This window comes from Pseudomonas sp. Irchel 3H9, assembly GCF_900187495.1.
In the GTDB taxonomy this organism is placed as follows: domain Bacteria; phylum Pseudomonadota; class Gammaproteobacteria; order Pseudomonadales; family Pseudomonadaceae; genus Aquipseudomonas; species Aquipseudomonas sivasensis.
Genome location: NZ_FYDK01000001.1, coordinates 895,835 through 913,799, shown reverse-complemented (window position 1 = coordinate 913,799; position 17,965 = coordinate 895,835). Strand labels below are relative to the sequence as shown.

At 57.1% G+C, this 17,965-nt stretch carries 21 protein-coding genes; 17 read left to right on the top strand and 4 right to left on the bottom strand.

Annotated features, from left to right (window positions below; genetic code table 11):
* Positions 1-510 precede the first annotated feature (510 nt).
* The 8 genes from CKW32_RS28420 (at position 511) to CKW32_RS04340 (ending at position 7,953) form a co-directional block, all read left to right on the top strand.
* Entirely contained in the window at positions 511-1,209 is a 699-nt protein-coding gene (locus tag CKW32_RS28420; protein ID WP_256585243.1) for a phage tail assembly chaperone, read from the top strand.
* Positions 1,210-1,317: 108 nt separating this feature from the next.
* Complete coding sequence (locus tag CKW32_RS04370; RefSeq protein WP_095184145.1) at positions 1,318-2,493, top strand: phage tail sheath protein; 1,176 nt, start codon at positions 1,318-1,320, stop codon at positions 2,491-2,493.
* A gap of 57 nt (positions 2,494-2,550) precedes the next feature.
* Positions 2,551-3,066, top strand: coding sequence for a phage major tail tube protein (locus CKW32_RS04365; RefSeq protein WP_095184144.1), 516 nt, complete (start codon positions 2,551-2,553; stop codon positions 3,064-3,066).
* Positions 3,067-3,116: 50 nt separating this feature from the next.
* Positions 3,117-3,452 carry a phage tail assembly protein gene (locus tag CKW32_RS04360; protein ID WP_095184143.1) on the top strand — a complete coding sequence of 112 codons (336 nt, stop codon included), beginning with the start codon at positions 3,117-3,119 and terminating at the stop codon, positions 3,450-3,452.
* An 8-nt stretch (positions 3,453-3,460) separates the two neighbouring features.
* Complete coding sequence (locus CKW32_RS04355) at positions 3,461-3,580, top strand: GpE family phage tail protein (RefSeq protein WP_095184142.1); 120 nt, start codon at positions 3,461-3,463, stop codon at positions 3,578-3,580.
* Positions 3,570-6,245 (top strand): phage tail tape measure protein, encoded by a 2,676-nt coding sequence (locus CKW32_RS04350; protein WP_095184141.1) that lies wholly within the window; start codon positions 3,570-3,572, stop codon positions 6,243-6,245. The genes CKW32_RS04355 and CKW32_RS04350 overlap by 11 nt, the downstream gene beginning before the upstream one ends.
* 5 nt (positions 6,246-6,250) lie before the next feature.
* Entirely contained in the window at positions 6,251-6,691 is a 441-nt protein-coding gene (locus CKW32_RS04345) for a phage tail protein (protein ID WP_095184140.1), read from the top strand.
* Positions 6,688-7,953: a phage late control D family protein gene (locus tag CKW32_RS04340; RefSeq protein ID WP_095184139.1), complete on the top strand. Its 1,266-nt coding sequence runs from the start codon at positions 6,688-6,690 to the stop codon at positions 7,951-7,953. Before CKW32_RS04345 ends, CKW32_RS04340 begins: the two co-directional genes overlap by 4 nt.
* A gap of 44 nt (positions 7,954-7,997) precedes the next feature.
* Here CKW32_RS04340 and CKW32_RS04335 read toward each other — a convergent pair whose 3' ends face one another.
* From CKW32_RS04335 to CKW32_RS04325, 3 genes are all read right to left on the bottom strand, one after another.
* The gene (locus CKW32_RS04335) at positions 7,998-9,389 is read right to left on the bottom strand and encodes a P-loop NTPase fold protein (protein WP_160016616.1); all 1,392 of its coding nucleotides are present in this window, start codon (positions 9,387-9,389) and stop codon (positions 7,998-8,000) included.
* 373 nt (positions 9,390-9,762) lie between these two features.
* Positions 9,763-10,557 carry a zinc ribbon domain-containing protein gene (locus tag CKW32_RS04330; RefSeq protein ID WP_095184137.1) on the bottom strand — a complete coding sequence of 265 codons (795 nt, stop codon included), beginning with the start codon at positions 10,555-10,557 and terminating at the stop codon, positions 9,763-9,765.
* An 83-nt stretch (positions 10,558-10,640) separates the two neighbouring features.
* On the bottom strand, positions 10,641-11,063 hold the full coding sequence (locus CKW32_RS04325; RefSeq protein ID WP_371853980.1) for an XRE family transcriptional regulator: 423 nt from the start codon (positions 11,061-11,063) through the stop codon (positions 10,641-10,643).
* Between the two features lie 21 nt (positions 11,064-11,084).
* On the opposite strand from CKW32_RS04325, the gene CKW32_RS04320 reads away from it, so the two are divergent.
* The 9 genes from CKW32_RS04320 to CKW32_RS04275 all read left to right on the top strand — a co-directional run bounded on the left by CKW32_RS04320 (position 11,085) and on the right by CKW32_RS04275 (position 16,810).
* Positions 11,085-11,285, top strand: coding sequence for a DNA-binding protein (locus CKW32_RS04320; protein WP_095184135.1), 201 nt, complete (start codon positions 11,085-11,087; stop codon positions 11,283-11,285).
* Between the two features lie 29 nt (positions 11,286-11,314).
* Positions 11,315-11,785, top strand: a complete 471-nt coding sequence (locus tag CKW32_RS04315; RefSeq protein WP_095184134.1) for a YmfL family putative regulatory protein — start codon at positions 11,315-11,317, stop codon at positions 11,783-11,785.
* On the top strand, positions 11,785-12,078 hold the full coding sequence (locus CKW32_RS04310; RefSeq protein WP_095184133.1) for an ogr/Delta-like zinc finger family protein: 294 nt from the start codon (positions 11,785-11,787) through the stop codon (positions 12,076-12,078). The genes CKW32_RS04315 and CKW32_RS04310 overlap by 1 nt, the downstream gene beginning before the upstream one ends.
* Positions 12,075-12,449, top strand: a complete 375-nt coding sequence (locus CKW32_RS04305) for a hypothetical protein (RefSeq protein ID WP_095184132.1) — start codon at positions 12,075-12,077, stop codon at positions 12,447-12,449. The genes CKW32_RS04310 and CKW32_RS04305 overlap by 4 nt, the downstream gene beginning before the upstream one ends.
* Positions 12,450-12,520: 71 nt before the next feature.
* A complete protein-coding gene (locus tag CKW32_RS04300) occupies positions 12,521-12,766 on the top strand; it encodes a hypothetical protein (RefSeq protein ID WP_095184325.1) in 246 nt (81 codons plus the stop codon).
* 11 nt (positions 12,767-12,777) lie between these two features.
* Complete coding sequence (locus CKW32_RS04295; protein WP_177434255.1) at positions 12,778-15,576, top strand: toprim domain-containing protein; 2,799 nt, start codon at positions 12,778-12,780, stop codon at positions 15,574-15,576.
* Positions 15,577-15,638: 62 nt separating this feature from the next.
* Positions 15,639-15,950 carry a hypothetical protein gene (locus CKW32_RS04290; protein ID WP_095184130.1) on the top strand — a complete coding sequence of 104 codons (312 nt, stop codon included), beginning with the start codon at positions 15,639-15,641 and terminating at the stop codon, positions 15,948-15,950.
* 58 nt (positions 15,951-16,008) lie between these two features.
* Complete coding sequence (locus CKW32_RS04285) at positions 16,009-16,269, top strand: hypothetical protein (protein WP_095184129.1); 261 nt, start codon at positions 16,009-16,011, stop codon at positions 16,267-16,269.
* Between the two features lie 265 nt (positions 16,270-16,534).
* The gene (locus tag CKW32_RS04275; protein WP_095184127.1) at positions 16,535-16,810 is read left to right on the top strand and encodes a pyocin activator PrtN family protein; all 276 of its coding nucleotides are present in this window, start codon (positions 16,535-16,537) and stop codon (positions 16,808-16,810) included.
* Here the strand turns inward: CKW32_RS04275 and CKW32_RS04270 are convergent.
* Positions 16,785-17,936, bottom strand: a complete 1,152-nt coding sequence (locus CKW32_RS04270) for a site-specific integrase (RefSeq protein WP_095184126.1) — start codon at positions 17,934-17,936, stop codon at positions 16,785-16,787. The two genes, CKW32_RS04275 and CKW32_RS04270, sit on opposite strands and share 26 nt — an antisense overlap.
* Between the last annotated feature and the right edge of the window lie 29 nt (positions 17,937-17,965).

Sequence of the window (17,965 nt, the reverse complement as noted above, 5' to 3'; positions counted from 1 at the left end):
AGTATTACTGCCCTTACAGGCCTGACTGCGCGCCCTTCGTTTGGGGGTAACTTGGCGTGGGATGCGGGAAACTTCGACCCGTCGTCGAAAATCAACAAAGACCAATCTCAGGCAGTCGGCTTTTTTGGGGGAGCTAAGACTGCGCCTTACCTCCTGCACGCTGACGGGACATTTGTTTATTTGCAGGTTGATCGGCCCAAAGATACCGCTCTACTTACGGCAAATGGCTGGAGTAAGAACGCAGACACCGGTGAAATTACTCAACGAGCAGAGGTTGCTATTGGCGACTCCGTTGGTTCAATGCAGGTGTCAGTAACCTGGCCTTTTCAATTCCCGACCAAATGTTTGAGGGCAGATTATTCTTTAAGAGTTGCAAATGGCTCTCCTATTGCAATTATTGCGGGATTTTATGACATCACAACTACAGGCGCCACGGTAAAATTTGAAGAGCTGAACTCTGCTGTTCAGTCAGGTTTGGTTTTAATGGTAGAGGCCGTGGGGTACTGATAAATGAAGATCTTCTATAGCGCAAAACAGAATACTTTTTTCAATGAGGTATTCCACGGCACTCGGGCTATTCAGGTATTTGATCCAGAGTGGATACGCCCAACTTTGCCTGTTCCAGATCCGGAATGGATTCCCCCAAATATTTCAGCGCCCAATCCGGCGTGGTTTGAAGTGATTGAAGTAGAGGGTGAGGAATCAGAAGCTCAAACTGAGCCTGAAACTATTTTGGTTCCCGATCCTGATGCAGTGCATCCAATGATTGAAGTGCCGGATGAACAGGCCTCGCCCCCGCTTATTACCGTGCCCAACCCAGCGTGCTTGCTTCCGCCTGAATCCGAGCTTGTCGAGGTGCTACAGGGTGAACACGACGAGATATTCCGCGTGCTGGCCCTCGGCGGCTCGGTGCTAGCGCCTGAAGAGAATGGGCGACCAACAACTATCCCCGCGCCAGGCCCTACGGTGGAGGAGCTGAAAGCCCGCGAGCGTGCAATCCGCGACCGAGTATTACTGCTCACTGACCCGTTAATCTCGCGTCACCGTGACGAGGTAGAGGCCGAGCGACCAACGACCCTCACCGCCGAGCAGTACAAGCAGTTGCAGGGCTACCGCCAGGATCTGCGGGAGTGGCCTGAATCGGTGCTCTTTCCTGCACTTGAGCACAGGCCGGAACAACCAGCCTGGCTTGCAGATCAACTCGGCTAATCAACTCGCACCTGTAACCCCTCCTCCTACAACCCGCCGCGCTCGCCCAACCGGCGCGCGCGCGGCAGCCTGTGCACTGTCATTCCATCACAGCGCAGGCAACCACCCATGGCCGGTTCAGACTATCTCCACGGCGTGCGGGTTCTCGAACTCAACGACGGCACCCGCCCCATTCGCACCATCGCAACCGCAGTCATCGGCCTGGTTTGTACGGCTGAAGATGCGGACCCGCTCGCCTTCCCTCTGGACACCCCTGTCCTGCTGACCAACGTGCAAAGCGCCATCGCCAAAGCCGGCGTGAGAGGCACCCTGGCATCCAGCCTGCAAGCCATTGCCGACCAGACCAAGCCCTACACCATCGTGGTGCGGGTGAAGGAAGGCGCAGACGCAGCTGCTACCACCACCGCCCTGATCGGCACCACCACCGCCGACGGCAAATACACCGGTATGAAAGCCCTGCTCGCGGCCAAGGCCCGCGTGGGCATGACGCCACGCATTCTCGGCGTGCCAGGTCTCGACAGCCAGCCGGTAGCCACCGCCCTGGTATCGATCGCCCAGGACCTGCGCGCCTTCGCCTACGTCAGTGCGTGGGACTGCAAAACCAAGGAAGAGGTGGTCGCCTACCGCGAAAACTTCGGTGCCCGTGAGGTTATGGTGATCTGGCCGGAGTTCCAGAATTGGGACACGGTCACCAGCGCGACCGTAACCGCGTCGGCGGTGGCCCGAGCCCTGGGCCTGCGGGCGAAGATCGATAAGGACACCGGCTGGCACAAGACCCTCTCCAACGTCGCCGTGAACGGCGTGACCGGCATCAGCGCCGACGTGTTCTGGGATCTGCAAAACCCGGCCACCGACGCCAACTACCTCAACAGCAACGAGGTCACCACTCTGATCAATGAGGGCGGGTTCCGATTCTGGGGCAGCCGCACCTGCAGCGCCGATCCGCTGTTCGCGTTCGAAAACTACACCCGCACCGCGCAGATCATCGCCGACACCATGGCTGAGGCGCACATGTGGGCCATGGACAAGCCGATGCATGCGTCCCTGGTCAAAGACATCATCGACGGGATCAACGCGAAGTTCCGTGAGCTGATTGCACAGGGCTACTTGATCGGCGGCCAGTGCTGGTACCCGGAAGACATCAACGACAAGGAAACCCTCAAGGCCGGCAAGCTGACCCTCGACTACGACTACACCCCCGTGCCGCCCTTGGAAGACCTCACCCTGCGACAGCGCATCACTGACCGCTACCTGATGCAGTTCGCCGCAGCAGTCAACGCTTAAACCGGGTCTCCCCGTAAGGGGAGTTAACCCCATGCCAAACACCCGGAGAACACCGCCATGGCGATGCCACGCAAACTCAAAAACCTCATGCTGTTCAACGACGCAAACATCTACAGAGGTGTGGTCAAGTCCGTCACCCTGCCCGCCTTGGGTCGCAAGATGGAAGCCTATCGCGGCGGCGGCATGAATGGTCCGGTCAAGGCTGATCTGGGCTTTTCCGATGACGGTATCCAGTTCGAATGGAAGACCGGCGGCCTGGATCTGATCAGCCTGAAGCAATTCGGCATGGTCAACGCTTCGGGCGTCGGCCTGCGCTTTACTGGCGCCTTTGAGCAAGACGACACGGGTGAAGTCAGCGCCGTGGAAGTCGTTATGCGCGGCCGTCACGAAACCATCGAAATGGGTGATGCCCAGCCAGGCGAAGACACCGAGCATTCGATGACCACCACCTGTACCTACTACAAGTTGACCGTCGACAACGAAGAGATCATCGAAATCGACCTGCTCAACTTCATTGAGAAGGTCGACGGCGTCGACATGCTGGAGAAACAGCGTAACGCCCTCGGCATCTGACCCCTCAATCAGCGACAAAACCTGCTCACCCTTCACCAGGAGCTTTAGCCATGAAAACCCAAGACACCGAACAACCCGAAGTCAAATCGCTGGCCGACGACAACACCGTCGTGCTGGACACCCCAATCCTCCGTGGAACCAGCACCATCGACAGCATCACCCTGCGTAAACCCAACGCTGGTGAGCTTCGCGGCGTGAGCCTGGCCGATCTTCTGCAAATGGAAGTCGACAGCTTGATCAAGGTTTTGCCCCGCATCAGTTCACCGACCCTCACCACCCTTGAAGTCAAATCAATGGACCCGGCCGACCTGTTTGCAATCAGCGCCAAGGTGTCCGGTTTTTTGCTGCAGAAATCGATGAAGACGGACGCATCCCTCGTTGCGTAGAGGACGCCATGGCCGATCTGGCCGTGGTCTTTCACTGGGCGCCGGCTGACATGGATCAACTGGGCCTGAACGAACTGATGGAATGGCGCGAGCGCGCCAGGGTGCGGAGCTCCACCGATGGCAAATGATCTGAGACTTCAGGTGCTGCTCAGTACCATCGACAAGGCCACCCGACCGCTGAAGCACATCAGCGAAGGGGGTATCGAGACAGCTCGTGCCCTCAAGGCCGCTCGCGACCGCCTGAAGGAACTCACCTCCCAACAAAAAGACGTCAGCGCCTGGAGGGCTCAGCGTGCGGCTGCTGAGCAAACCGGCGCGTCTCTCACTGCGGCACGGGATCGCGTCAAGTCCCTCAGTCAAGAGCTCGCCGCTACCGATACGCCGACCAGAGCAATGACCCGCAGCTTCCAGGCAGCGGTGCGCGAGGCCACTCGGCTCAAGCAGCAGCACCAACAGCAGAGCGAGCAACTGCAGGGCCTTCGATCGAAGCTCTACGACGCTGGCATCAGCACCAAAAACCTTGGCACCCACGAGCGCCAGCTGCGCGAGCAAATCAACGCCACCAATGCCAGCATTAGCACGCAAGGCAAGCGCATGGCAGAGCTGAGCGCCCAGCACAAGCGCGCGGCGGCAGCCCGCAGTCAGATGGAAAAATCCCAGCGCGCTGCCGGCAATCTCGCTGTGAACGGCGCCTCAGGTCTGGGGGTTGGGTATGCAGCGAGCCGCCCCATCGCCTCCGCAATTAAGGCCTTCGCGCCGAATGAGGATTCCGCCACACAGCTCAAGGTGTCGATGATGGACGACACCGGCAAGGTAGCCGAAGACTTCCAGAAGATTACGAACCTGGCCACAAAGCTGGGTGACCGTTTGCCAGGTACAACGGCCGACTTCCAGGAAATGATGACCATGCTGAGGCGCCAGGGCCTCAGTGCACAAAGCATTCTCGGTGGTACGGGTGAGGCAGCCGCGTACCTGGGCGTACAGCTAAAAATGCCGGTGGCCGAGGCCGCTGAGTTTGCGGCAAAAATGCAGGACGCTACCCGCACCTCTGAGAAAGACATGATGTCGCTGATGGACACCATCCAGCGAGGTTTCTACGCCGGTGTCGACCCGACAAACATGCTCCAGGGCTTCAGCAAGATCGCGCCCGTGATGGACACCATCAAAAAATCGGGCATCGACGCCGCCGCTGAACTGGCACCGCTGCTGGTCATGATGGATCAAGCAGGCATGGAAGGCGGCGCCGCCGGCAACGCCTACCGGAAGATCTTTCAGGCGGGCCTGGACAAGGACGGAGTTAAGGACGTCAACGAGATCATGGCGCTGGAGGGAAAGTCCATCCGCTTCAAGTTCACCGATGACAAGGGCAACTTCGCCGGTCTGGAAAACCTGTTCGCCCAGGTCGAAAAGCTCAAGACCCTGAACGACGAAGATCGCACCGCCACAATCAAGGCTCTGTTCGGTGATGATTCCGAAACGATGACCACCTTGAATACCATGATGAACAAGGGGCTGGATGGGTATAAAGAGGTACAGCAGAAGCTGCAAACCCAGGCCGATCTGCGTACTCGCGTCAACGAGCAACTCAGTACCCTCACCAACGTCATGGAAGCCGCAGAAGGCAGTTTCACCAACGCCATGGCTGAGTTCGGTGCAGCGGTAGCGCCGGAACTCAAGGATCTGATCAACACACTGGGCGAGATCGCCAACAGCGTCGGCACCTGGGCCAGGGAGAATCCAAAGTTGGCCGGTGGCCTGGTCAAGGTAGTGGCCGCGATTGCTGCGCTGGCATTCGTTTTCGGCGGCTTGGCGTTGACCATGGCGAGCATGCTGGGACCGTTCGCGGTACTGCGCTACGGGATGGCAATGTTCGGCCTTCAGGGTGGTGGTATCACCAGTATGCTGGGCCGCTTAATGCCCACACTGACCGGACTGGCCCGTAACGTTTTCCCAATGTTTGCCCAGGGTGTTCGCATGCTCGCCATGACAATGGGCGGTGCGCTGGTCACTGCTCTGCGTACCGTAAGCATTGCACTGTGGGGGCTGTCCGCGAACCCGATTGTCTTGATCATTGCAGCTGTCGTAGCCGCGCTGGCCGCCGGTGCCTACCTGATTTACAGAAACTGGGACGCGGTGAAGAGTTATTTCACCAACGCCTGGACAGAGATCAACGCAGGTTTCGACGGGGGTATCGGCGGCATCATCACCACCATGGTCAATTTCAGCCCGCTCGGCCTTGTGTACCAGGCGTTTGCGGGTGTGCTGAGTTATCTGGGCATAGAACTGCCCAGCCGCTTCACTGAGTTCGGCAACATGATCGTCAACGGCCTGGTGAATGGTTTGATGGCAGGTCTCGGCAGCGTCAAAACGGCCATCGGCTCAATCGGCGACGCCAGCATCGGTTGGTTCAAGGAAAAGCTCGGTATCCACAGCCCGTCTCGGGTGTTCGCGGAGCTGGGTGGTTTCACCATGGCCGGCCTCACCCAAGGTCTGGAAGTTGGGCAGAAAGGCCCGCTTGACGCCCTGAGCAGTATGACCAAGCAGATGACAGCGGCAGGCACCTTGGCCCTCGGCGCCACGGCCATGCCGGCGTTTGCCGTTGACAACACGCCGCCAATCAGCAGCTCGCCTTCAGCAGCGGTTTACGACAGCCACGACACCTACGAAATCAGCATCACAGCAGGCCCTGGCACCGACATGCAAAGCCTGGAAAAGAGCGTGCGCGCCATGATGACCCGCATCGAAAACGAAAAGAAAGCGCGTCAGCGCAGCAAACTCTCGGACCTGGATTAACCACCATGATGATGGCCCTCGGCATGTTCGTGTTCAGCCTGCACACCGCTGCCTACCAGGAGCTGCAGCGCCAAACGGATTGGCGCCATGCCAGCAACAATCGAATCGGCGCGGCGCCCGCGCGGCAGTTTGTAGGCCGTGGCGACGACGCCATCACCCTCCCCGGCATCATCTTCCCCGAGCTGGCCGGTACCGCCCTCAGCCTCGACGCCATCCGTTTAATGGCAAACACTGGCAAGGCTTGGCCCATGGTCGAGGGCACCGGACGGATCTACGGCCTGTGGGTGATCGAGAGCCTGAGCGAAACCAAGACCCTCTTTTTCAGCGACGGCACTCCACGGCGTATTGAATTCACCCTGAGCCTCAAGCGCATCGACGACGACCGCATCGACCTGCTCGGCGCCGCTACCAGCATCGGCGTCAACATCCTGCGGGGCCTGCTGTGATCGAAGCCATCATCTCCAAGGTCACGGGTTACGTGCGCAACACGGCCGAGCGCTACATGCGTGACGCGGCCTATCCCGTGCCGGCCTTCCGGCTCACCGTCGACGGCCTCGACATCGCTCAACTGATCAGCCCGCGGCTGATGAGCCTGGAGCTGACCGACAACCGCGGCGTCGAGGCCGACCAACTGAGCATCACCCTCAGCGACCACGACGGCCTGCTGACAATCCCACCCAAGGGCGCGGTGCTGCGACTATGGCTGGGCTGGAGTGACACCGGCCTGGTCGACAAAGGCACGTACACTGTCGACGAAACCGAACACAGCGGCGCGCCGGACGTGCTCAGCATTCGCGCCAGATCGGCAGACTTGCGCAAGGGCCTGAAAACCAAGCGCGAGCGCAGCTGGAGCAACACCACACTCGGCGGCGTCCTGGGCGATATCGCCATCGGCAACGGCCTCACCGCCACGATCGCCAGTGCACTGCACGGCTTGCCCATCCTGCAGCTAGACCAGGCGAACGAATCCGACGCCAACCTGATAAGCCGCCTGGCCGAAGAATTCGACGCGGTGGCCAGCGTCAAAGCCGGCTGCCTGCTGTGCCTTCCAGCGGGCGGCGGCAAAACCGCCAGCGGCATGGATCTGCCACACATCACCCTCACCCGCGCCGACGGCGACCAGCACCGCTACTTACAAGCCGACCGTGACAGTTACGACGGCGTGCGTGCCTATTACTACGACGTGAACAGCGCCAAGAAACAGGAAGCCATTGCCGGCGGCGGCGACAATCTCAAAGACCTGCGCCACACCTACAGCGACCAGCAGTCAGCCCTGCGCGCTGCCCGTGCAGAGTTCCGGCGCCTGCAACGTGGTAGCGCCACGCTTAGCTACAACCTGGCGATGGGCCGGCCGGATCTGATACCGGAGCTGACCTACACACTCCAAGGGGTGAAAGAGGAAATCGACGAGATCATCTGGTACGGCGGGAATGTGCAACACAGCCTGAGTGCGGATGGTGGCTACACCGTCAGACTGGAACTGGAGAGCAAGCTGCCGGAGGACAACGTTGAGGATCTGGCGGAGGAGAACAAGGGGCATTACACGGGGATCATCGCGTACTACCGCGACCAAAAAACCGGAAAGGAAAAGATGACTACAGCGGGGGATCAGACGAAGCCCAGACGGTTGCGATGGTTGTACGCCAGTGAAAAGACGGCTAAGCGAGCGGTGGATCGAGAGTGGAAGAGAATGACACCGGATTTATAGGTAATGTCCGTTAAGCCCGACAGGCGCCGGGCTAATGGATGCCACTACGATAATCGGTGGGCCAACTCTACGATATCTCTATAGGATCGGAGGCGAGCAACGTTGTTAATAGTGCCGTAATATACAAGATGTCTCCATGAATGGAGATCAGACGACAGCTGTGAAATCTCCTGGCGGTCAGCATATAATATCGTTAAATAATATCTTGCAAGATCCGCTGGTGTCGATACATCGCGTATAAAATAGAACGTGACCATATCAGCTTTTGTAGTCTCGTAAGAGTTTATAGCTTTTCGCCACTTATCCGCATCCCAAAGATCAGCGTACTCATCTGCTTTTGACGCCTTGAAAAAAACCAAGTACGCCAACCAGAAAAACTGGACATCTTCACCTATAGTATCTGCAGCACTCTTTATTTGCTTTATATAATTCGCGAGCTCTCGCAACTCAACTTTAAAATACTTACAAAGACCAATAACAATTATTTGATTTTCCGTAACACCTTTCACACTACTAACAATCGTATTTTTTTGCGCTTGCTTAACTTCGCTCCTATCGTAAAAATTATGAACCACTTCACCAGAGACATTTAACTCAAGGGACATCGAACTTATGACAGGTAACGTGTTCCGCACCAAATCAACGATATCACCATTATCCAGGTTAAACTCAGCATCAAAAAATCTGTTGAGGTATCGTTCTGAGGAGAAACCTTGTCCATAGACGGCACGAATGGAATGGGCCAACTGTTTTGAGTCTGAGGCGATTACGAATCGGCACCCATCCAACTCAAAAAAATGTTTAATACGCTCTAACAATTCGATCGCGTAGGTTGGACGACAACGATCTAACTCATCAATAAAAATGAAAGCTGGCTTTTTTAGATTATTATTTTCAGCCGCGACATTCAACCTCTCGACGACAGCTGCCTTAAACTCCTCCACATGCCTGGTCGTTTTTGACTGATCTTCAATGAGAGATGAAACAAGGTCTTCTGTTGCATCAACGGCGTCCTTCCCGCCCTCCTCACCAAATAAGTCATTAAGCTCGACACCCACATATTTCCTAACTAATCCCTTTGCGATCAAAGGGGCCGCTTTCTTGAATATTTTCGCGGCCAAATCTACGGTACGCTTACCAGCTTCCGTAGCTGTTATATCAAGTTTATCCTTAGTCTGCTGTTCCACGCAAGTTACGAGAGCAAGCAAAGGCTCAGCCGAATAATCGGTCTCCCACGCGTTAAAAAAGATGCATACATGCTCTTTGCTAAGTTGCTTTCTCCAGCGATCCAAAAAAAACGTCTTACCTGAACCCCAAGGCGAATTCACATTCAATACTTTTACGTGTTCATTTGCCAATATATATTTTGTTAAGAAATCGCTACTTGACTTACGATTCATAAAATCATCAGCCCATACATCTATTTCGCTGCTCATACGACCTCCCATCCATAAAAGAAAAAAATCGCCGTCCTGGTAGGACCCGGCACAAGTCCGAGGCATCATAAAATCTATTCAGACAGTTGCGTAAAAACTTCTAGCAACCGCAGTAAATCTTTTTGCCTCTGAGCACTGATTGCCCTAAACATTGCCAGCAATATCACTTCCAGATCGCTAAGGCAGTTCGCGTCTACGTCTGCTCCTTTGCTTTCCGACACACCGCTGTTCACCATCATGCGAATACTCCTTTCACACGCAACGGGCACTCGGCGCCTACGTAGCGCCGTTAAAGTCTCCCGGGGAACAGCCAATCTCTCTCACGTTTTGCTGTGTCATCGGACGCCAATGAAAAAATGTGTGTGCTGTTACGTCAATGCGCGGGCTTAAACGGGGGCAGCGTCATGTACACGCCGTTCTCCCCCCACCCTTGCAAATTGCCCTTGGCATCAACCAAATAGTGCTCGTTGAAACTGGTCTCAGGGTCGTCCAGTCTCAGACCGCCATCCGGTTGCTTTTTTCCTACAAAGTGATTTGTATTTTTCCCACCGCTGGCAAAGACAGAGTCGATTAGATACTTGTCGCTTTGCTTGTACAGCACCATCACATGACCCAGCGCGCCGTCCCGCAACCAGCTGCCGATCCTGTTCGGGTAGGCTTTCAGGTCTAGCGCTTTCAGGGCTTCGTAGTCCTTAGCGCTCAAACCAATCAAAGACGCTCTGTAGTTCGGGTCGAAACTGGCGTTAGCCCAATAAGCGCTGTCGGTTTGACCTTCGACGCGGAATCCTATGAAGGTTTTATCGGCTTTGAATTTGGTATCAGCACGAACGGCTCTAGCAACCTCGGCCAAGTCTGCGTCGCTTAACCGCTTGGGAAGCATGACCTCGACTTTGCGTGGCCTGCCTTCGCGAAAATCGTCTTTAGTAATCGCGTAAGAGGGGGGCGCTACAGCAGTCGTCGCAGACTTCTGTGCGACTTTCTCGACTGGTTTTTCCTTGCTACCACTTGAACACATCGACACTGCTACAGCGATTATCACCAGTAGTATAAAAAGTCCGAAGAACTGTTGCCTAACGGTGACTCCAGGTTTTTTTACTCCACAGCTTGGGCAGACCTTTGCGGTGGCATCCACTTTGTGGTTACACGATTTACAAGGCTTCAACGCCATTCGAACAGCTCCTTTCTATTTCCCACGAAAAAAACCGACCCTCATGGTCGGCGTATCAAATCCGCTTCGACAGCAGCACTGCGCTAATTGGGTGACTTCAATCCGTCCAGAGCTGCCGCGCTCGCAAATGCCGACGCCGTCCGCAACAGCACATTGCGGTCCGCTTCTGACATCTGACGCATGCTCTCCAAGACGGCCGACTCGACTTCACTGAGGTTGTTGAGATTTGTGTCGACCCGCGAACCGGTCAGCACGTAATGCACGTCAACTCCAAGCTCTTGGAGGCCAGAGAGATAGCGTACATCGGGGGAGCTGGACCCAAGCTCATAGGCCTTTTGAGTGCCACGGCTTACCCCAGCGGACACGCCAAAGTCGGTCTGGTTTTTACCCAGCCGCTCGCGTTCTTCCCGCAGGCGTTCACCTACCCCCGAAGAAATGAGCATTTTTTTGATCAATATAAGTTGACTTGAACAGTAATCTGCCCAAGAATCCTTTTCGTCGAACACGATTAAACACGGACGAACACTATGCATGCCCTACAGACCCCCGAGCAAGCCCGCGCGGTTCTTGATCGCGAGGGTAAAAGCATTGCCGAATTTAGCCGTCAACATGGCTTGAACAAAAATCTGGTCAGCGACCTGCTGAACGGCCGTAAGAAAGGCCGTCGCGGCGAAGCACACAGAGCAGCTGTATTGCTCGGGATCAAAGACGGCAAGATCACAAACTAGGGCCTCTGGCTCCAAGGGGAAACCAGAAGATGAAACGCCCAGTTCTAGACAGCAGAAAGAGCGTCGTTATGGCCGTCATCGGCGCCTACCCAGGCGGTCGGATGTACGCCTCGGCAGATCTCGGCATGCCGCTGAAGAAGTTTGATAACCAAGCCTACGAGAACGCCGGCAGCCGCCCGCTGACCGATGAACATATTCATCGTCTGGAGCAAGTCGCCGGGACCACATTCCTGGCGGACTACATCGCTTCAATGTACGGCGGCATGTTCGTTCCGCTGAGCGTCCCGGAGAGCCTGGACAACGTGGAGTTGTACAGCCGCTCGCTCAAGGCCTCGGCTCAGCGGGGCAAGGTCGACCAGATCATGTCAACAGCCCTGGATGACGGTGTTATCGAAAAGCGTGAAGCCGACGCGATTATCGCCGCCCTACTCACCTACATGTCGGCCCGTTACGCCGAGGTGTTCGCGACTATCCAGCTGTACAGCCAGGGAGCTGTTTAGTGAGCACTTACAAACTGGTCTGCCCTCACTGCCACGGCCGTATGCGCATCCGCACCAGCGAAGGCCAACACATTTTCCTGCGAATCACTTACATGCAATGCACGAACGAAGCCTGCGGCTGGGCGGTGCGTGCTGAGTTTCAAATGACCCACGAACTGAGCCCAAGCGGCATGCCCAACCCAGCTGTAAAGCTGCCAGTTGCAGATGTGGTCATTCGTCGCCAGGCAATGAAAACAGCCAACGATCAACCCGATCTGCTGGACCAACTGGAAATGGAGGCCACGACCGCATGAACGCCATCAACCTGACTACCAACCCCGCCAGTGACTACCGTGCGGCGATGCAACAAGCGGCGGTGGCCTACCTCTACCGCCATCGCTGCGAGCATCTGGCAGGTGATACGCAGTTGCTGGAGAACTGCACCCGCTACCTGACGCTGTCGCTTGAAGTCCCACAACACCTAGTGCAACGCATTGCCGAACTGGCCGTCGCCGAGTTCGAGAGCATGACTTGCAAGCGCGTTGCCTGGCTAGGTGTTCACCCGAACAGCGGTCCATTCCGCCCGGTCATCTGGCTGCTCGACAACTGCACCCAACAGCGACACCCCGTTTCAGCGCGCTTGCTCCCGACACGCCTGCTGCTGACTCGCAACCTCCCGCACTAACCCGAAACCACTCCCTGATGGATGCCCGCACCGCGTGGGTAGGGGAAATTTGCAACTTACTGGTGGCTGAAATGAGCAAAATCACCATAAAACTGGAGCTGGACGAACAGCAGGCGCAGCACTACCTGCTGTGGCTGACCAGTCAGTACGAAGTCACCATGGCTGATATTTGGTACTCCGATCGCTACCGGAATGTACCCAACGGCCAGCGTGGGCCAAAAGTGCTTGCCGACTATCCACACCTGGCGGGCATTGGCAAGACGCGCCACGAGCTGAAAAAGCAGCTCGTGGCGCCGACTGCGGAGCGCCCGCAGTGATACGTAAGCCCATGGAGGACAAGATCCGGGCTGATGTACTTCAGCGTCTGGAGTCCGATTACGGCCTCCAGCACATGACCGGCACGCATTACATGCGCAAGGGCACCTGCCCTCAGTGCAACCAGAAACGCCTTTTTTCCCGCCACGACGAACCGTGGTTCATCCGCTGTGGCCGCGAAGAAAAATGCCGGTACATGGCTCCGGTCAAAGAACTGTACCCGGACCTGTTCGACGACTGGAGCAAGCGGGCACCGGCCACCAGTGATCAGCCAGCCGCAAGTGCCAAGGCATACCTGGCGTTCGCACGGGGTTTCCGTCTTGAGCTGATTGAGGGCTGGTACACCCAGGAAAGCTACTTCGATCGCGACTTGAATATCGGCTCTGCAACCGTGCGGTTTCCGCTGGAGCATGGCGGGTACTGGGAGCGCCTGATTGATCAGCCTTCCCGCTTCGGCAAGAAAAAGGCCCGGTTCCAGCCCCTCAAAAGCTACCGAGGGCATTGGTGGAGCCCACCGTGCTTGGACCTGCTGGAGGTGAACGAACTGTGGATTGTTGAGGGCATCTTCGACGCCATTGCGCTCATTCAAAATGGTATCTCGGCCGTCGCCGCCCTGTCATCAAACGCTTTTCCAGAAGAATCGCTGAAGGCCCTCATCACCGCTCGCGGCGGCAAAACTCCCAAGTTGGTTTGGGCCTTGGACAACGAGCCAGGCGCTCACAAATACACCCGTACCTGGGTGAAACGTGCCCGCGAACTTGGCTTTACCTGCGAAGCCGCCCAGGTCACGCAGCCGGATGCACGCAAGGTTGACTGGAACGATTTGCACCAGCGCTGGGCATTTATCGACGACGAGAAAGCCCGTGCGGAACGCATCGAAAAAGACCTGAAGGAAGCCCGTCACCAGGGCGCCCTGCTTATCGCAGACAGTGCCAGCGATAAGGCGTTGCTTATGTACCAATGGCGCGAGCGCGAGGAGTTTCACTTCTGCTTCGACTCCCGCCTGTACTGGTGGAAATTGGACCTTGCGAAATACAACAGCGCCAAGCAAGCGTTGGAGAAAAGCGACGACCAGGAAGCCCAAGTGCTGAACGAAAAGCAGCTGCGGGAGAAGGCGCTGAACGTGGCCGGATGCGTCGTCGAAATCGCCAACTGCTACCCCAAAGCCCTCTATTTCCAGCGCAACGAGATTACTGACGAGTCTTGGTACTTCTTCCGCGTCGACTTCCCCCACGACGGTGGGTCCGTGAAAAACACCTTCACCGGGGGCCAGGTCGCCGCCGCGAGCGAATTCAAAAAAAGACTTCTCGGCATGGGTGCCGGGGCCGTGTTCACCGGCAGTGGACAACAGTTGGACAAACTCATGAAAGACCAGCTTTTCGGCATCAAGACCGTTCAGACCATCGACTACGTGGGCTACAGCAAGGAATACCACTGCTACGTGTTCAACGACGTCGCCGTCCGCGAAGGCCAGGTCATCCACATCAACGAGGAGGAGTTTTTTGAGATGGGCAAGCTGAAGCTCAAGACCCTGCAAAAAGGTGTGAAGATCGATCTGGAGAAGGACAGCAAAAACTACGACCAACAGTGGCTGGGCCTTCTGTGGCAGTGCTTTGGAGCCCAGGGAATCGTCGCGCTGACGTTCTGGTTTGGCTCACTGTTTGCCGAACAGATCCGCAACCGCTACCAGTCGTTTCCGTTCCTTGAAGCCACGGGCGAGGCCGGCGCCGGTAAAACCACCTTGCTTACCCTGCTCTGGAAACTGGCAGGCCGGGACGGATACGAAGGGTTCGACCCATCCAAGTCCACCAAGGCAGGCCGTAGCCGCCTGATGGGACAGGTATCGGGCATGCCCATTGTGCTGCTGGAGTCGGACCGAAGCGGCGATGACAAGGCCCACGCCAAAACCTTCGAATGGGACGAACTCAAGGACTACTACGGCGGCGGCACACTCGCAACCAAGGGCGTTAAAACCGCCGGCAACGAAACGTACGAACCCCCTTTTCGCGGCACGATTGCCATCAGCCAAAACGCCCCTGTGGTGGCGTCTGAAGCGATCATGACCCGGATTGTGAAACTGCACTTTGTACGCCCGAACGTAACGCCTGAGAGCCGTGCGGCAGCAGATCGGCTCAATGCGCTGGAAGGCTCGACGCTCAGCAACTTTGTGCTGCAGGCCGTTCGTAAGGAGCTGGAAGTGCTAGAGCTGTTTGCCCAGCGCATCCCTGGCTACGAGGCGAAGTTGCGCAACCTGCATTCGCATTGCTTTGCATGCGAGACACCGTTTCAGGACGAGCAAGCCGATTGTCAGCATTGTGGCAACAAGCTGCGCGGGTACATCCGGGTGGAGCGAATCAACAAGAACCACGCCCAACTGCTCGCCCTGCTGGACTGCCTGCGCATGGTGGTGCCGCTCAGCGATCCGCAGATCAGCCACACCCGCACGCAGATCATCCGCATGGCGATCGAGCGCCAGTCCTCGATCAGCTCCGACCATCCGGTGGTGGCTGAATTCTGGGAAGTGTACGAGTACCTGGAAGGTCTCGACGCCGACGGCCCAGTAGTCAACCACAGCAAAAAAGACAACGTCATCGCCATCAACCTCAACGACTTTGTGAAGTGTGCAGCCGAACATCGCCAGAAGATCGCCGACGTCAGCGAGTTGCGCGACCGCCTGAAAGACTCCCGTTCCCGGAAGCTGCTCGATATCAATAAAGCCACTGACAGCGCTGTACGGGCTCACCAGGCGAAGACCAGCAACGCAGTCATCACTAAACAACCCATCGTGAAGTGCTGGCACTTTCAGGCCTGACCAATCAACGGCAACACCCGCCATGCGCTGCAACGCTGGCCACCACCCAAAGGAGAAGCACCATGCACGTACAAGTCATCACCGGCGAGGGCCAGCAGGGCGAGACCAACCGCCTTCGGCACCTGAAAGAGCTGAAGGACTGGTTTAACGAGTCCGGGAAAATTGTTCACGCCGAGGCCTACGACCCAGCGGGCCTGGTCGCGATCCTTGAGGTTCGTGCGGTAAGCGACAAAGAAATTCTAGTGCTGGAGTGCAGCCGGGATCAGATCCAGGCAGTCCTGGAATGGCAGTCAGCAACGGATGAGGTTGTTGAGTTTGAAAACCTGCTGCTGCACTTGGTGCGCAAGCAAAACCCAACCGGCGAAAGCCAATAAGAAGGTGGTGCCGAGGGGCTGCAACCCCTCGACACCGACCACCCAAAGGAGAAGCACCATGCAAGTGAATCGACCCAAAGGCGGCACCGCAGAGGCTACCACAACACCACTGGCTGTCGGCGACAAGGCCAGCTACATCGAAATGAGCGGCGGTGGTCGGGAGTACCGACTCAACGCACGCACGGGCGTGATCGTAGGGATCGACGGCAACGTTGCCACCCTACGCGCCGCGAACGGTCGCACTGTCACCCAACCACTCGACAAGCTGACACCGGACGGCAAGCCCAATGCACTGACGCGCATGCTCATGGGAGGTTAGCGTATGACGGTATTCCTTCTGCTTTACCTCTGCGCAGATGCAACCCGAACGGATTGCCAAGTGGTGAAGGCTGATAGCTGGAATGGCCCTCTCGCATATGAGCAATGCACCGGCGTCGTGCAAGGCCTTACCGAGGCCCTGACTGCGCTCAACCGAAAGAGGCATCGGTTCGTTTGCGAGACCCAGGGCAATGACGCGAAACCTGCAGAACATAAAGCGCAGCCTGCGTTCATTCATCAATCGTTTCGGATGTAAGGAGACCACCATGAACACAGCCTTCATCCTGATGGCCCAATACGATGGCCAGGCGATTATCTCGCTGGAGTTGGTGTGCCGGGATTACTTCACGCACCTGACACCGGAAATGTTCCAACGCAAGGTTATGAGTGGTCAGATCAAGCTGCCCATCACCCGCCTGGAGCCGAGCCAGAAATCAGCCAAGGGCATCCATCTCACTGACCTGGCCGCATACCTCGACTCGCAGCGCGCCGCCGCTGTAAAAGAACACAACCAGCTCAACGGGATAAAACGCGTCGTTTGAGCCACTTCTCTGATGCGGCGCCCAGTTGGACGGGCGCCCTCAGTATCTTGTCGTGCCATTCCCAGCCCACGTAACGATCACCCTTGCCGCGCAGGTGGGTGTATCGCCTCATTGAATTCCAATCCCGGTGCCCGGAAACACTCGCCACGCGCGGGATGTCCCAGTCCATTTCAAACAGCCGACTGACACCCTCATGACGAAGGTCGTGGAAGTGCAGATCCACGATGGTCAAGAACTTGCAGGCTTTAGCCCAGGACGTGGAGATCGATTCAGGGCTGTAGGGGAATATGTCTTCGCCGGCCTTCGGCATGGTCTGGAGGATCTGCCACGCCTCGTCCGGCAGGTAGCACCACACGTCGTTGCCAATCTTCTGGCCGGGGTTTTTCATGTCGCGCACCAGCACACGCTGGCCTGGCTCATCGACGTCGTCCCAGCGGATACGGGTGATTTCATCCAGCCGGCGGGTGGAGAACAGGGCAAAGCCCACGACCTTGAGCATATTGATGACGCTCGGGCGCCGCGCCTGCATCGCCTGGTAGTGCGTCAGCACGTTTGCCAGTTCGTCCAGGGTAGGCCGGCGGTCTCGCTCGCGGCTTTTTAGGTTATAGCCCAGCTTACGCAGCACGCGTCGGGCGCCGCCCATGGCGAGCGGATCGACCTGGTAGCCCCAGGCGTCTTTGGCGATGGCCAGGACGGCGCCGAGGTGCGCCAGGTCGTTGCCGGCGGTTTGCGGCTGGACACCTCCGCCCTCCTTGCTCATCCGCCAAAGGGCGAAGTCGACCAGGCGTTGGGTATTTATGTCTGTGTCGTTTAGCTTGCCGATGTCCATCTTGCCGATCGCTTCGAGCGTGGCCTTTTTGGTTTTGCCTAGCGGGCGGGCCTTCTCCACTTCCACCAGGTACTGATCGATCATGTCTTTGACGGTGACGCCCTTACGGCTCGCACGCTCGATCGCACCAGGTTCATCCAACTCCGATTCACGCTTGCGCGTCCACGCCTGGGCGGCCTGTTTCCGGGCGAAGGTCTGGCTCTCTTGGTAGACTTGCACTCCGTCGCGTTTGATGCGGATTTGAGCCGTGTAGCTCACAGTCCCATCCGCCAGTTTTCTTGCCCTGATAGTCGCCATATCGAAAGTGGTACGCGTCTGTTTTGAGG